Raw genomic sequence first — 13,474 nt, forward strand, 5'->3', positions numbered from 1 at the left:
GCATTGCGCAGGGCGGGCTGCTGAAGGCCGCCTGAGCGCACCGGACACCGGGCCCGCGCCGCCAGCGCGGGCCTTCGCCCGCGGACGCCGAGGTCCGCGAAACAGAGCGCCTGGAGCGCCATTGAAGGAGACAGACATGAGCCATTCCCTCTTGCGCCGCCGCCGCTGGCTTCGGTTCGCGGCCCTGGCCCCGCTGGCGTTCAGCGGCCTGGTCATGGCGCAGGCCACCTGGCCGAGCAAGCCGGTCACCCTCGTCGTGCCGTTCGCGGCGGGCGGCACCACCGATGTGCTGGCCCGCGCGCTGGCCGATCGCCTCTCGCAGAGCCTGGGCCAGCCCATGGTGGTGGAAAGCCGTCCCGGGGCGGGCGCGACCATCGGCGCCGACTACGTGGCCAAGGCCCGGCCCGATGGCCACACGTTGCTGATGGGCGCGGTGCACCACACCATCGCGCCCAGCGTCTACAAGCGCCTGCCCTACGACTTCTCGAAGGACCTGGTGCCCGTGTCCACCGTGGCCATGGTGCCCAACGTGCTGGTGGTGAACGCCAGCACGCCCGCGAAGAACGTGAGCGAGCTCGTGGCCCTGCTCAAGGCCGCGCCGGGCAAGCACTCCTTCGGCTCCAACGGCAACGGCACGGCGCAGCACCTGATCGGCACGCAGTTCCAGAACAGCACCGGCACCCAGGTCATCCACGTGCCCTACAAGGGCAGCGGGCCGCTGTCGTCCGACCTGCTCGGCGGGCAGATCCTGATGAGCTTCGACACCGTCACGCCGGTGCTGCCGCACATCAAGGCCGGCAAGCTGCGCGCGCTGGCTGTGACCACCGGCAAGCGCTCCGGCGCGCTGCCCGATGTGCCGACGCTGGACGAAGCCGGCTTGAAGGGCTTCGACATCGGCACCTGGTTCGGCGTGCTGGCACCGGCGGGCACGCCGCCGGAGACCGTGGCGCGTCTGAACGCCGAGATGGTGAAGGTGATCCAGTCGCCCGAGTTCCGCGCGCGCATGGCCGAGATCGGCGCCGAGCCGATCGGCGACAGCAGCGCCGAGATGGCGCGCCGCATCGCGGCCGAAACCGACAAGTTCGGCCAGTTGGTGAAAGAGGCGAAGGTGGTGATCGAGTAAGTGGGCCTGGGCGCCTGTCTGGAGGATCAGGCAAACATCTCGCAGCCCTGTGCTAACACCCCCGGGGGGTAGGTCGGAAACACTCTCGGCCATGCCGGCGGTACCCGCGCCGGCAAGGCCGATTCCGTTTTCCATCCCACTCCGACCCCACCGGGAGATTCCATGACCACCCTTCAAGTCAATGGCCGAAACCACACCGTCGATGTGGACCCCGGCACCCCCGTGCTCTGGGCCTTGCGCGACAACCTGGGCATGACCGGCACCAAGTTCGGCTGCGGCGCGGCGCTGTGCGGCGCCTGCACCGTGCACGTCGATGGCCAGGCCATCCGCTCCTGCATCACGCCCGTGGGCAGCGTCGAGGGCCGCGCCATCACCACCATCGAGGCCGTGACCCAGGGCGAGGACCGCGTGGGCCGCGCCGTGCACGAGGCCTGGGTCAAGCACGACGTGGCGCAGTGCGGCTACTGCCAGAGCGGCCAGATCATGAGCGCCACCGCCTTCCTGAAGTCGCTGCCCAAGGGCCAGAAACCCAGCGCCGCCGACATCGACGCCGCCATGGCCGGCAACGTGTGCCGCTGCGGCACCTACGAGCGCATCCGCGCCGCCGTGGCCGACGCCGCGCGCGCCATCGCCTGAAGGAGACACGGACATGCTGCCTTCCACCTTCACCCATGAAATGCCGCGCGCGCTGCAACTGATGCTGGCGCGCGACCAGGCCACCGCCGACGGCGTGGCCGAGTTGCCGCGCCGCGGTTTCCTCAAGCTCGCCGTGGCCAGCGGCTTCGCGCTCGGCTTCGCGCCACTGGCCGCGCAGGCGCAAGGCGCGGGCGCCGCCGATGCCGCGCTCAAGCCCACGCAGTTGCCCGCCGCTTTTGTCGCCATCGCCACCGATGGCACGGTCACCGTCACCGTGAACCGCCTGGAGTTCGGCCAGGGCGTGCAGACCGCGCTGCCGATGATCCTGGCCGAGGAGCTGGACGCCGACTGGTCCAAGGTGCGCAGCCAGCTCGGCACCAACGACCCGGCCTACGCCGACCCGCTGTGGGGCATGCACCTCACGGGCGGCTCCACCGCCATCAAGAACAGCTTCACGCAGTACCGCGAACTGGGCGCGCGCACGCGCGCCATGCTGGTGGCCGCCGCCGCCGCGCGCTGGAAGGCCGACCCGGCGGCGCTGCGCACCGAGGCCGGCCACGTCATCGGCCCCGGTGGCCGCCGCGCCAGCTACGGCGAACTGGCCGAGGCCGCCATGCAGCAGCCCGTGCCCGAGCGCGTCACGCTCAAGGACCCCAAGCGCTTCAAGCTCATCGGCCAGCCCACCACGCGGCTGGACGCGCGCGCCAAGAGCAGCGGCCGGCAGGACTTCGGCATCGACGTGCGCCGCCCGGGCCAGCTCACCGCCGTGGTCGCGCGCCCGCCGGTGTTCGGGGCGAAGCTGCGCTCGGTGGACGACAGCGCGGCGCGCGCCGTGAAAGGCGTGAAGGCCGTGCTGCGCGTGCCGCTGGACCGTGGCGCCGAGGGCGTGGCCGTGGTGGCCGACGGCTACTGGCCCGCCAAGATGGGGCGCGACGCGCTCAAGCTCGACTGGGCCACCGACGCGGTGGAGAAGGTGGACAGTGCGCGCCAGCTCGCGCAGTACCGCGAACTCGCGGGCCAGCCGGGCGCGAAGCACTTCGACGCCGACATGGGGCCGCTGGCCAGCGCGCCCAAGCGCATCGAGGCGGAGTTCGTCTTTCCCTACCTCGCGCATTCGCCGATGGAACCCCTGAACTGCACGGTGGAGCTGTCCGACGCGGGCGCGACGCTGTGGGTGGGCACGCAGATGCCCGGCCTGGACGGCATGGCCGCGGCGAGCGCGCTGGGCCTCAAACCCGAGCAGGTGCGCGTGAACGTGCAATCGGCCGGCGGCGGTTTCGGCCGGCGCGCCATTCCCAGCAGCGAGTACGTGGTGGAGGCCTGCACCATCGCCCGGGCGGCGCGCGCCGCCGGCGTGCGCGCGCCGGTGCGCACCGTGTGGAGCCGCGAGGACGACGTGAAGGGCGGCTACTACCGCCCCATGCACCTGCACCGCGCGCGCATCGGCTTCGACGAGCGCGGCCGCGTGCTGGCCTGGGACCACGTCATCGTGGGCCAGTCCATCATGGCGGGCACCTTCTTCGAACAGAACATGATGAAGAACGGCGTGGACCAGACCGCCGTGGAAGGCATGCGCACGCCGTACCCCATGCCCATGCGCCTGACGGTGCACCACCCCAAGGTGAATGTGCCGGTGCTGTGGTGGCGCAGCGTGGGCTCCACGCACACCGCCTTCGCCATGGAGACGCTGATCGACCAGATCGCGCGCGAGACGAACCAGGACCCGGTGGCCTACCGCCTGGCGATGTTCGGCAACGAGCACCCGCGCCACCGCGACGCGCTCAAGCTCGCCGTGGACAAGAGCGGCTACGGCAAACGCAAGCTGCCCGAAGGCCGCGCCTGGGGCGTGGCGGTGCACGAGAGCTTCGAGTCGGTGGTGGCCTACGTGGTCGAGGCCTCGGTGAAGGACGGCGAACCCGTGCTGCACCAGGTGACCGCGGGCGTGCACTGCAACCTCGTGATCAACCCGCGCACGGTGGAGGCGCAGGTGCAGGGCGCCGCGCTGATGGGCCTGGGCATGTGCCTGCCCGGCGCGGCCATCACCCTGAAGGACGGCGTGGTGGAGCAGAGCAATTTCGGTGACTACCGCGTCGCGCGCATCACCGAGATGCCCAAGGTGGCGGTGCACACCGTGCCCAGCGCCGACCCGCCCACCGGCATGGGCGAGCCGGGCCTGCCGCCGCTGGCGCCGGCCTTCGCGAACGCCTTGGCGCGCCTCATCGGCAAGCCGCTGCGCGAGCTGCCCTTCAAGCTGGCCTGAGTTCGCCGCCGCCCGCCGTCAGTTGACCCGATATTCCATCGAAGGTATATTCCTTCGATGGCATGGGATGTCGAATACACGGACGAGTTCGGCGACTGGTGGGAGCGGCTGTCGGAGGACGAACAGGCCTCCGTTGCCGCGTCGGTGCAACTGCTCGAAATCAAAGGGCCGTCGTTGCCGTTCCCGCACAGCTCGGGGATCAACGGTTCGCGGCATGGGCACATGCGGGAACTTCGTGTCCAGCACCAGGGCCGGCCGTACAGGGTGCTATACGCCTTCGATCCCCGGCGGGCAGCCATATTGCTCATCGGAGGCGACAAGACCGGGAATGACCGTTGGTATGACTCCCATGTCCCGATGGCGGATCGTCTCTACGATGAGCATCTGGTTGAGATTGGCAAGCAAGCAGGAGAAAGTCATGGCCCGAAAATTCAGTGAGCTGCGCGAGAAGATGACCCCGCGAAGCCGCGAACACGCGGATCGCATGACCACGGAAATGATCGAGGCCATGCCGCTGGACGAACTGCGTCAGGCGCGTGGCTTGTCCCAGAAGATGCTGGCCGATGTCCTGCACGTGCAGCAACCCTCCATCGCCAAGCTGGAGAAGCGCACGGACATGTACCTGTCCACGCTGCGAAGCCACATCGAGGCCATGGGCGGTCAACTCGATGTGATCGCCAGGTTCCCTGAGGGCTCGGTTCGGATCACCAATTTCACGGACCTTGCTTCGCGATAGGAAACCTCAGGCCGAGGCATCGGCCAGGGCCACATAGCCCAGGCCGGTGCCGCGCGCGCTTTCCACGTCGCGCAGCGGCGACATCCCGAACTGGCGGCTGTACTCGCGGCTGAACTGCGAGGCGCTCTGGTAGCCCACGCGGTAGCCGGCGCTGCCCACGTCCAGGCAGTCCACCAGCATCAGGCGGCGCGCCTCCTGCAGGCGCAGCCGCTTCTGGTACTGCAGCGGCGTCATCGCCGTGACCTGGCTGAAGTGGTGGTGCAGTGACGAGGGGCTCATGCCCACGTGCTGGGCCAGGGCGTCGATGCGCAGCGGCTGCGCATAGTGCTGGCGCAGCCAGGCGATGGCCTTGGCGATCTTGTTGCCGGGGCTGTTGGCCGAGGCGATGCGCAGCAGCGTGGGGCCGTGCGGGCCGGTGAGCAGGCGGTACAGGATTTCCTGCTCGATCAGCGGCGCCATGGCCGCGATGTCCTGCGGGCGCTCCAGCAGGCGCACCAGGCGCAGCATGGCGTCCAGCAGTTCCAGCGGCGCCTTGTGCACGGCCACGCCGCGCAGGGTGTCGCAGCGCAAGGCCTCGGGCGGCAGACTCACGCGCGAGAGCACCTCCTGCAGGCGCGCGCTGTCGATGGCCATGCCCAGGCTCAGCTTGGGGCGTTCGGGCGTGGCCTCGACGATGCACGACACCACGGGCAGGTCCAGCGTCACCAGCAGGCAGTCGCCCACGCCGTAGTGAAAGACCTCGTCGCCCAGCGTGAGGCGCTTGGCGCCCTGGGTGACGAGCGCGAAGCAGGGCCACTGCGCCAGGTGCATGGGCAGCGAGGGCGAGCTCTGGCGGCCGAAGAACAGGTGGTCCACCGCGGTCGGCGTGAGGCCGTCGCTCTCGGTGGATCGGGCAATGATGGCGTTGATCTCGCTCAGGTAGTCGTCGGGTTTGAGCACGGGAATGTCCATTCGTGGGGCGGCGCCGGGATGATCCCGCAAGTGGCCTGGTCTTTCAGGGCCGTGGGGTTTTGTGCCGGCGCGCCTTGCAGGATCGGGCAAGCATGGCGGAGGATCGTGACAACCGTCCGTCCGGCGCCCGTCCGCCGTCGTCACAATCGCTGCCTCACCTCCGTCTGACGGGTCATGAACGATCACACCCTGGACAGCTTCGTGCGCCTGCGGCCCCGGCTGCGCGGCATCGCCTACCGCATGCTGGGCTCCGCCGCCGACGCCGACGAGGTGGTGCAGGACGCCTGGCTGCGCTGGCACGAGACGGATCACGCGGCGGTGGCCAACGCCGAGGCCTGGCTGGTCTCGGTGACCACCCGCCTGGCCATCGACCGCCTGCGCGCGGCCAAGGCGCGGCGCGAGGACTACGTGGGCACCTGGCTGCCCGAGCCCATCCTCACCGAGGCCGACGCGCCGCACACGCCCGAGCAGATGCTCGAGCGCGCCGACCAGCTCTCGGTGGCCTTTCTGGCGGTGCTGGAGCGCCTGGCGCCCGAGGCGCGCGCGGCCTTCCTGCTGCGCGAGATCTTCGACGCCGACTACGCCGAAGTGGCCGCCGCCCTGGGCAAGAGCGAGGCGGCCTGCCGCCAGCTCGTGCACCGCGCGCGCACCCTGTTGAAGGACGGTCGCGCGGCGCGCCAGGCCGTGGCGCCCGCCGACCAGCAGCGCCTGCTGCGTGCGTTCGCCGAGGCGGCGTCGCGCGGCGACATCGCCGGCCTGAAGGCGGCGCTGGCCGAGGACGCCCAACTCATCAGCGACGGCGGTGGCAAGGTGCCCAGCTTCGGTGTGCCCTTGCTCGGCGGGACGCGCATCGCGCAGCTCTACCTGGCCACCACCCTGCGCTTCGCGGGCCGGGTGCACTACGAGCTGGCCTCGCTCAATGGCGAGTGGGGCCTGCTGCGCTTCATCGATGGCGCGCTCGAATCGGCGCAGGCCCTGGCGGTCGAGGACGGGCGCGTGACGGGCATCCATGTGCAGCGCAACCCGGACAAGCTGCGCGGCATCGCGCAGGCGCGCGGGTTGGCGCTGGTCGATCCGGCGGTGACGCGGTACGACCGCGGCGACAAGAACGTCAACGATGCCAACGACGTCACAAAGGGGAACGCCACTTCGTCTTGATGGGTGAAGCTTGCTTCTTCACTCCATTCATTCAAGACGAAAGGTGATTCCCGTGAGCGCTCCCCGACTCCCGTGGACCGACATCGCGCCCAAGACCTACCAGGCCATGGCTGGTGTCAAGGGCACCATCGCCCGCTCGACGCTGGGCAAGACCTTGATGTCGCTGATGGACCTGCGCGTGTCGCAGATCAACGGCTGCGCCTTCTGCGTGGACATGCACACGCGCGAGCTGCGCCACCACGGCGAGGCCTGGCAGCGCATCAACAGCCTGTGCACCTGGCGCGAGACGGCGCTGTACAGCCCGCGCGAGCGCGCCGCGCTGGCCTGGGCCGAGGAACTGACGCGCCTGCCCGATGGCCACGCCGGCCACGACGCCGCCTTCGGCGCCCTGCGCGAACAGTTCAACGACCAGGAGATCGTTGAACTGAGCTGGACCATCGCGCAGATCAACACCTGGAACCGCATGGCCGTGGGCATGCACGCGCCGCTGCCGGACAAGCCGATCGAATGAACGTGTGGCCCCCAGGCTCCGCCGCTGCGCGGGTCGCTGCCCTCTCGACGGCTGATCCGCCTTGGGGCGGCCCGGTGCCGGATCGTGCGCCCTTTACTCCAGCCGGATGCCCTGCGCCGAGATGATGCGCCGCATGCTCTCGGCCTCCTGCTCGACGCGGGCCTTCATGCCGGCGGGCGTGGAGCCCACCGCCTGCCAGCCCTGGTCGAAGAGCTTTTGCCGCACCTCGGCGCTCTGCACGGTGCGCGGCAGCACCTCGGCCAGCCGGTCCCGGGCGGCCTGGGACAGGTTCGCCGGGCCGACCAGCGCGGTCCAGACCTCGAGCACGAAGTCGCGCACACCGGCGTCGGCCAGCGAGGGCACCTCGGGCACCAGCGCGCTGTGGCCGGTGGTGACGCCGACGGCGCGCAGCTTGCCCGCGCGCACCTGCGGCATGGCCACGCCGGGCGGCACCAGCGAGAGCTGGATGTCGCCCTGGATGAGACTCGTGATGACCTCCGGATTGCCCTTGAAAGGGATGTGCACCGGCGCCAGGCCATCGACCCGCGTCTTCAGCAGCTCCATGCCCAGGTGGCCGACCGAGCCCACGCCCACCGAGCCGTAGGACCAGCGGTCGCCGCCGGCCCTGGCCGCGGCGAAGAAGGCCGCGCCCGCCGGCTTGTCCGCCGGCGCCACCAGCACCAGGGGCGCCGTCGCCAGCAGCGACAGGTGACTGAAATCCTTCGTGGGGTCGAAGGACAGCTTGGGGTTGAGCATCTTCGCGGACGTGAGGTTGCCGTTGATCACGGCGCCCAGCGTGTGGTCGTCGCGCGCCTTGGCCACCTGGTCCGCCGCGATGTTGCCGGACGCGCCCGCGCGGTTTTCCACCACCACCGGCTGGCCGAGCGCCTTGGCCAGCGGTTCGGCGACGATGCGCACCGCGATGTCGGGCGTGGAGCCGCCGGGGAAGCCGACGAGGATGCGCACCGGCCGCGTGGGCCAGGTGTCAGCGCCGGCTTGCGCGTGAACCGCGGGGGCCGCCGCCGCGAATGCGCTGAGGGCCGCAGCGATGAGGAATCGTCGTTGCATGTCTTGTCTCCTGTTGAAAAAAGGAAAGGGGCTCAGGCCGCGGCGGTCGCGTCCTGGCCCAGGAAGGCGCCATCGGCCATCAACCGGGCCTGCAGGCCGGCGACGGGCAGGGCGCGGGGCGCGCAACCAGCGCCGATGGCCAGCGCGGCCGCGGTGCCCGCCGCCTGGCCCATGGCGAAACACGCGCCCGAGACGCGCGCCGCGGACTGCCCTCCGTGCGTCATGGACGCGCAGCGCCCGGCCACCAGCAGGTTGTCCACGCCCAGCGGCAGCAGCATGCGGTAGGGCAGGTGGTTGAAGCCCCGGCAGTGCGGGATGTCCTGCCACTTGAAGCGGATGTTGCCGGCCACGTGCTCCTCGACCATCCAGCCGTTCACGCCGATGCTGTCGGCGAAGCTGGCGCAGCCCAGCACGTCCTCTTCGGTGAGCTGGTACTCGCCCACGATGCGGCGCGTCTCGCGCACGCCGACCTGGGGCGCGATCTCGAGCAGGTAGGCGTTCTCGAAGCCGGGGGCGCTCTCGCGCAGGAACTGGAAGAAGTCGACGATCTGCCGGCGGCCCTGCACCTCGGCCGCGCTGAGCTGTCGCGCGTCCGTGGCGTCCACGGGGCTGCCGTCCGGGTTGGACAGCTGGGTCACGTTGGCGCGCCATTCGCCGGGATTCTTCTGTGGCCGGATGATGGGTGTCTTGCGCGGGAAGCGGCGGCCCTGGGCCTCGGCCTCGGCCATCAAGCGGTCGAACTGGCTGTAGTCGCTGCCCACGCGCGCGGCGTCGACGCCGCCGACGCGGAACATGGTGGAGGGGTACATCATGTCGTGGCCGTCCGTGCCCTTCTCGAAGGGCGCGCCAGCCTGCGCGGCCAGGTCGCCGTCCCCCGTGCAATCGATGAAGGTGTTGGCCAGCACCGCATAGCGGCCCGAGCGGGTCTCGATCAGGACGGCGCGGATGGCCGTGGGGTCTTTCATGACGAGGCCGACGACCCGGGTGTGGAACAGCAGTTGCGCTCCGCTGCCCAGCACCAGATCGTCCGAGGCGACCTTGAGCGCCGCGTTGTCGTAGGCCTGCGCAGCGATCTTGCCGCCGAACAGCGCGTGCGGTTCCTTGAGCCCGCCCAGGCGCTCCATGCGATCGAGCAGGTCGTCCGCCACGCCATGCACCACGCGCTGGATGGTGCCGTGCACGTTGGCGTGCAGGCCGCAGAAATTGGTGACACCGGCGGCGGTGCCCATGCCGCCGAGGAAACCATAGGACTCGATCAGCAGGGTCTGGCGCCCGGCGCGCGCCGCCGACGTGGCGGCGGCGATGCCGGCGGGGCCGCCGCCCACCACGACCACCTCGAATTCGCCCCAGATGGGGGTTTGCCGGCTCGGTTCGGTGAGGCTGGGTGTCGTCGGGAAGGGGGTGTCGCTCATTCGGTGTCGTCCTCAAGATGCCAAGGGCGGCATCCTAGGCAGCGACCACTATGCGATCAATGCAATGAACCGAATACGACCCAGCGGGAAACTGCATAGTGCAGTCGTTGCGCTATTCGAGGTACAGCTCCGCCACCAGCCCGCGCAGCCAGCGGTTGCCCGGGTCGTGGTGAAAGCGCTCGTGCCAGTGCTGCTTGATGGCGATGGTTGGCGTGTCGAACGGCGGCGCCAGCAGCTTGACGGCCGCGATGCGCGCGAGGGTCTGCGCCACGCGCTGCGGCAAGGTGGCGACCAGCTCCGTCTGCGCCAGCAGGTTGCCCAGCCCAGGCAGTGTCTGCAAGGAGAGCGCCACCCGCCGCTCGATGCGCAGGCGGCGCAACTGGCGCTCGAGCAACTCGTTGCCCGTGCCGGGGGTGGTCACCACCACGTGCCGCTCGCGCTGGAACATCGCGGGCGTGAGACGCTGGCGGATGCGCGGGTGCTCGCGCGCGACCACGCAGGCAAAGCCCTGCTCCATCAGCTTCTGCTGGTAGAAGCCCGACTCCAGCTCGGGCATGTGCCCTACCGCCAGGTCCGATTCGCCGGCCGCGAGCCGGGCGGCCATGTCGGGCGCGATGCGCAGCACCTCGATGAGCACGCCCGGCGCGAGCGACTCGGCGCGGTGCACCAGGCCGGGCAGGAAGTCCAGGTGGCTCACGTCCGTCATGCTGATGCGGAAGTGCCGCACGGAGCTGGCGGGGTCGAACACGACGGCCTGCTCCGTGGCCGTGCGCAGCAGCTCCAGCGCCTGCTGCAGCGGCCGGTGCAACTGCTCGGCGCGTGGCGTGGGTTCCATGCCGCGCGCGGTGCGAACGAACAGCGGGTCCTTGAACTGGCGGCGCATGCGCGCCAGCGCTAGGCTCACCGAGGTCTGCGCCATGCCGAGTTGTTCGGCCGCGCGCGACACGCTGCCGCTCGAATAGACGCCGTCGAAGACGGCCAGCAGCTTCATGTCCATGTTCGTGCCCGGCTGAGCGGGAGGTGTCGTGGCGGGCGCACGGCGCATCAGTGGGTCTCCGGTGTGATGCCGCGCGCGTCCGCCAGCAGGATCTCGGCCAGCCGCTGCGCCGCCGGGCCCGCGCCCTCGCGGTCGCCGAACACCAGGTACAGGTCGCCGAAGCGCTCGCCGCCGCGGCGCATGGGCAGGGGCGCGAGCGTGCCGGCTTCCAGGTCGCGGCGGATCAGTTCCTCGGGCAGCCAGGCGAAGCCGTGGCCGCCGCGCGCCGCCTCGATCGAGGTGGACATGTGGCTCACCGTCCAGCGCCGTGGCGTCTGCACGGCGGGCTCGTGCGTGCGCTGCGGACTGGTTTCGCGCACCACCAGGTGGCGGTGCTGGCGCAGGTCGCGCAGGGTGATGGCGCGGCCCAGGCGGTGCAGCGGGTGTTCGGGGTGTGCCACCAGCAGGAAGCGCACGCGCATCAGGTGCTGGCCTTCGTAGCCCGTGGGCACGGTGCCGTAGATGGCGATGTCGATCGCGCCTTCTTCCAGCAGCGAACTGCGGTGGCCCAGCACCGCTTCCACCACCTCCACGCGCGTGTGCTCGGCGCTCTGGCCGAAGCGCTCCAGGCAGGCGAAGAGGCGGCGATTGGGGTAGATGACTTCCACCGCCAGCCGCAGCTCGGCCTCCCAGCCCAGGGAGAGGCAGGTGGAGGCCACCTCCATCGACGCGGCCTCCGCCACCAGGTAACGCGCGCGCTGATAGAGCTGCTCGCCGGTGGGCGTGAGGCGCGCCTTGCGGCCGTCGAGCTCGAACACCTGCACGCCCAGTTGCGCCTGGATCTGCTGCACCGCGTAGGTGACGGAAGACTGGCTGCGGCTGAGCTGCTCCGCCGCGCGCGCGTAGCCGCCGGCCTCCACCACGGCCACCAGGGCGTTCCATTGATCGAGCGTGACGCGGGGATGGGCCATGGATGTTAATGATCGAATGAGTAGATGGTTTTGAGCGGAATTTTGCGCTTTTTCATTCAATCGGTCGATGTTTCAATGATGCATCGCAACAAGGAACCGCGCCATGAAAACCCTGCTCCTCATCCGCTCCAGCCTCCTTCTCGGCAACGGCCAGTCCAACCGCCTGGCCGACCGCTACGTCGCCGCCTGGCAGGCGGCCAACCCCCAGGGCCGCGTGGTCGTGCGCGACCTGGCGCAGAGCCCCGTGCCGCACCTGGACCTGGCGCGCGTCGGCGCCTTCTCCACGCCGGCCGAGCAGCGCACGCCCGAACAGCAGGCCCTGGTGGCCGAGTCGGACGCGCTCATCGATGAGCTGCAAGGCGCCGACGTGATCGCGCTGGGCCTGCCGCTCTACAACTTCGGCATCCCGTCCACGCTGAAGGCCTACTTCGATCACATCGCCCGTGCCGGCATGACCTTCCGCTACACCGCCTCCGGCCCCGAGGGCCTGGTCAAGGGCAAACAGGTGGTGGTGTTCGCCGCGCGTGGCGGCCTCTACCAGGGCCAGCCGCACGACACGCAGACGCCTTACGTGCGCAACTTCCTCGGTTTCCTGGGCATGACGGACGTGCGCTTCGTCTTCGCCGAAGGACTGAACATGGGCGACGAGCCGCGCGCCGAAGGCCTGCGCAACGCCGAGTCGGCCATCGACACGCTGCTGGAGCCGGTGGCGGCCTGAACGCCGGCCGCGCGGTTCGCTCAAGTGGCGCCTGAGGCCGATCGGTCCAGGTGCTGCGTGAGCGCCCGCAAGAGCGGCGCGGCGGCGGGCGTGAGCACCGCGCCACGCCGCGCGACCGAGAAGAACTCCATCGCCACCACCGGCTGGCCCATGCGGTGCACGTCCACCGCGTAGCGCCGGCAGGTGCTGGCCACGAAGGCCGGCAGCACCGCCACGCCCACACCGGCCTCGGCCATGGCGATCAGCGTGTGCAGGTTCGCGAACACCGGCCGGTCCTCGCGCGGTGGCGCGGGCGCCAGCCGGGCGTCCACGATCTGCTGGATGGCGTTGTCCGTGGGCAGCGCGAGCAGCGGCTGCGCGCGCAGCGCCGCCCAGCTCACGGTGCCGCGCGCATTGAGCGACGCCGCCAGTGCGCCGCGCGCACCCACGGCCACCAGCGGCAGGCGCAGCAGCAGTTCGCGCGTGGTGGCGGGTGATTCGCGCAGCAGCACGCCCACGCCCACGTCCACCTCGCCGCGCTCCACCATCGCCTGGATCTGGCGGCGGTCCACGTCCTTCACCACCACGCGGATGTCGGGGTGTGTGCGCGCCAGCTCGCGGCACACCTGCGGCAGCACGTCGGCCGCCACCAAGGGCGTGGCGGCCACGCTCACGGTGCGCGCGGCCTCGGCCGACAGCTGGCCCAACTGCCCGGCCACTTCGGTGAAGTCGCGCAGCGTGCGCTCGGCCAGCGGCAGCAGGCGCGCGCCACCTTCGGTCAGGGAGACGGATCGCGTGGTGCGCTCGAACAGGCGGCAATCGAGCTGGGCTTCCATGTCGCGCAGCATCAGGCTCAGACCGGCCTGGGTGATGTGGATCTGATCGGCCGCGCGCGTGAGGTTGCGCCAGCGCGCGATGGCGACGAAGGCCTCCAGTTGGCGCAGACTCAGATTCATAAGGCGAGCATATTAATTG

General features: G+C 70.4%; 14 protein-coding genes. 8 read left to right on the top strand and 6 right to left on the bottom strand.

The genetic code is table 11. The features are described 5' to 3' along the window. Positions 1 to 136 precede the first annotated feature (136 nt). The 5 genes from VLG41_RS10275 (at position 137) to VLG41_RS10295 (ending at position 4,755) form a co-directional block, all read left to right on the top strand. The gene (locus VLG41_RS10275; RefSeq protein ID WP_325349298.1) at positions 137 to 1,123 is read left to right on the top strand and encodes a tripartite tricarboxylate transporter substrate binding protein; all 987 of its coding nucleotides are present in this window, start codon (positions 137 to 139) and stop codon (positions 1,121 to 1,123) included. A gap of 162 nt (positions 1,124 to 1,285) precedes the next feature. Continuing rightward, entirely contained in the window at positions 1,286 to 1,759 is a 474-nt protein-coding gene (locus VLG41_RS10280) for a (2Fe-2S)-binding protein (protein ID WP_325349299.1), read from the top strand. Between the two features lie 13 nt (positions 1,760 to 1,772). After that, the gene (locus tag VLG41_RS10285) at positions 1,773 to 4,019 is read left to right on the top strand and encodes a xanthine dehydrogenase family protein molybdopterin-binding subunit (protein WP_325349300.1); all 2,247 of its coding nucleotides are present in this window, start codon (positions 1,773 to 1,775) and stop codon (positions 4,017 to 4,019) included. 57 nt (positions 4,020 to 4,076) lie between these two features. Then, the gene (locus VLG41_RS10290) at positions 4,077 to 4,457 is read left to right on the top strand and encodes a type II toxin-antitoxin system RelE/ParE family toxin (RefSeq protein WP_325349301.1); all 381 of its coding nucleotides are present in this window, start codon (positions 4,077 to 4,079) and stop codon (positions 4,455 to 4,457) included. Beyond that, positions 4,438 to 4,755 carry an XRE family transcriptional regulator gene (locus VLG41_RS10295; protein ID WP_325349302.1) on the top strand — a complete coding sequence of 106 codons (318 nt, stop codon included), beginning with the start codon at positions 4,438 to 4,440 and terminating at the stop codon, positions 4,753 to 4,755. The genes VLG41_RS10290 and VLG41_RS10295 overlap by 20 nt, the downstream gene beginning before the upstream one ends. A gap of 6 nt (positions 4,756 to 4,761) precedes the next feature. On the opposite strand, the gene VLG41_RS10300 is transcribed toward VLG41_RS10295, so the two are convergent. Further along, the gene (locus VLG41_RS10300; protein ID WP_325349303.1) at positions 4,762 to 5,694 is read right to left on the bottom strand and encodes an AraC family transcriptional regulator; all 933 of its coding nucleotides are present in this window, start codon (positions 5,692 to 5,694) and stop codon (positions 4,762 to 4,764) included. Between the two features lie 186 nt (positions 5,695 to 5,880). On the opposite strand from VLG41_RS10300, the gene VLG41_RS10305 reads away from it, so the two are divergent. Next, on the top strand, positions 5,881 to 6,864 hold the full coding sequence (locus VLG41_RS10305; RefSeq protein WP_325349304.1) for an RNA polymerase sigma-70 factor: 984 nt from the start codon (positions 5,881 to 5,883) through the stop codon (positions 6,862 to 6,864). A 52-nt stretch (positions 6,865 to 6,916) separates the two neighbouring features. Then, positions 6,917 to 7,375, top strand: a complete 459-nt coding sequence (locus tag VLG41_RS10310) for a carboxymuconolactone decarboxylase family protein (protein ID WP_325349305.1) — start codon at positions 6,917 to 6,919, stop codon at positions 7,373 to 7,375. Positions 7,376 to 7,468: 93 nt separating this feature from the next. Here the strand turns inward: VLG41_RS10310 and VLG41_RS10315 are convergent, their stop codons facing one another. The 4 genes from VLG41_RS10315 to VLG41_RS10330 form a co-directional block, all read right to left on the bottom strand. Continuing rightward, positions 7,469 to 8,443, bottom strand: coding sequence for a tripartite tricarboxylate transporter substrate binding protein (locus VLG41_RS10315; RefSeq protein ID WP_325349306.1), 975 nt, complete (start codon positions 8,441 to 8,443; stop codon positions 7,469 to 7,471). Positions 8,444 to 8,475: 32 nt separating this feature from the next. Beyond that, entirely contained in the window at positions 8,476 to 9,855 is a 1,380-nt protein-coding gene (locus VLG41_RS10320; protein WP_325349307.1) for an FAD-dependent oxidoreductase, read from the bottom strand. A 112-nt stretch (positions 9,856 to 9,967) separates the two neighbouring features. Continuing rightward, positions 9,968 to 10,900 (bottom strand): LysR family transcriptional regulator, encoded by a 933-nt coding sequence (locus tag VLG41_RS10325; protein WP_325349308.1) that lies wholly within the window; start codon positions 10,898 to 10,900, stop codon positions 9,968 to 9,970. Then, positions 10,900 to 11,802: a LysR family transcriptional regulator gene (locus VLG41_RS10330; RefSeq protein WP_325349309.1), complete on the bottom strand. Its 903-nt coding sequence runs from the start codon at positions 11,800 to 11,802 to the stop codon at positions 10,900 to 10,902. The genes VLG41_RS10325 and VLG41_RS10330 overlap by 1 nt, the downstream gene beginning before the upstream one ends. A gap of 103 nt (positions 11,803 to 11,905) precedes the next feature. Here VLG41_RS10330 and VLG41_RS10335 point away from each other — a divergent pair, with 103 nt between their 5' ends. Beyond that, the gene (locus VLG41_RS10335) at positions 11,906 to 12,520 is read left to right on the top strand and encodes an FMN-dependent NADH-azoreductase (protein WP_325349310.1); all 615 of its coding nucleotides are present in this window, start codon (positions 11,906 to 11,908) and stop codon (positions 12,518 to 12,520) included. A 20-nt stretch (positions 12,521 to 12,540) separates the two neighbouring features. Here VLG41_RS10335 and VLG41_RS10340 read toward each other — a convergent pair whose 3' ends face one another. Beyond that, the gene (locus VLG41_RS10340) at positions 12,541 to 13,455 is read right to left on the bottom strand and encodes a LysR family transcriptional regulator (protein WP_325349311.1); all 915 of its coding nucleotides are present in this window, start codon (positions 13,453 to 13,455) and stop codon (positions 12,541 to 12,543) included. Positions 13,456 to 13,474 lie beyond the last annotated feature (19 nt).

Source organism: Hydrogenophaga sp. (genome assembly GCF_035481345.1).
Classification (GTDB): Bacteria; Pseudomonadota; Gammaproteobacteria; order Burkholderiales; family Burkholderiaceae_C; genus Hydrogenophaga.

Coding starts and splice junctions, on each gene's coding strand:
- VLG41_RS10275 (WP_325349298.1), top strand. CDS start 137: ATGAGCCATTCCCTCTTGCGCCGCCGCCGCTGGCTTCGGTTCGCGGCC.
- VLG41_RS10280 (WP_325349299.1), top strand. CDS start 1,286: ATGACCACCCTTCAAGTCAATGGCCGAAACCACACCGTCGATGTGGAC.
- VLG41_RS10285 (WP_325349300.1), top strand. CDS start 1,773: ATGCTGCCTTCCACCTTCACCCATGAAATGCCGCGCGCGCTGCAACTG.
- VLG41_RS10290 (WP_325349301.1), top strand. CDS start 4,077: ATGGCATGGGATGTCGAATACACGGACGAGTTCGGCGACTGGTGGGAG.
- VLG41_RS10295 (WP_325349302.1), top strand. CDS start 4,438: ATGGCCCGAAAATTCAGTGAGCTGCGCGAGAAGATGACCCCGCGAAGC.
- VLG41_RS10305 (WP_325349304.1), top strand. CDS start 5,881: ATGAACGATCACACCCTGGACAGCTTCGTGCGCCTGCGGCCCCGGCTG.
- VLG41_RS10315 (WP_325349306.1), bottom strand. CDS start 8,443: ATGCAACGACGATTCCTCATCGCTGCGGCCCTCAGCGCATTCGCGGCG.
- VLG41_RS10320 (WP_325349307.1), bottom strand. CDS start 9,855: ATGAGCGACACCCCCTTCCCGACGACACCCAGCCTCACCGAACCGAGC.
- VLG41_RS10325 (WP_325349308.1), bottom strand. CDS start 10,900: ATGCGCCGTGCGCCCGCCACGACACCTCCCGCTCAGCCGGGCACGAAC.
- VLG41_RS10330 (WP_325349309.1), bottom strand. CDS start 11,802: ATGGCCCATCCCCGCGTCACGCTCGATCAATGGAACGCCCTGGTGGCC.
- VLG41_RS10335 (WP_325349310.1), top strand. CDS start 11,906: ATGAAAACCCTGCTCCTCATCCGCTCCAGCCTCCTTCTCGGCAACGGC.
- VLG41_RS10340 (WP_325349311.1), bottom strand. CDS start 13,455: ATGAATCTGAGTCTGCGCCAACTGGAGGCCTTCGTCGCCATCGCGCGC.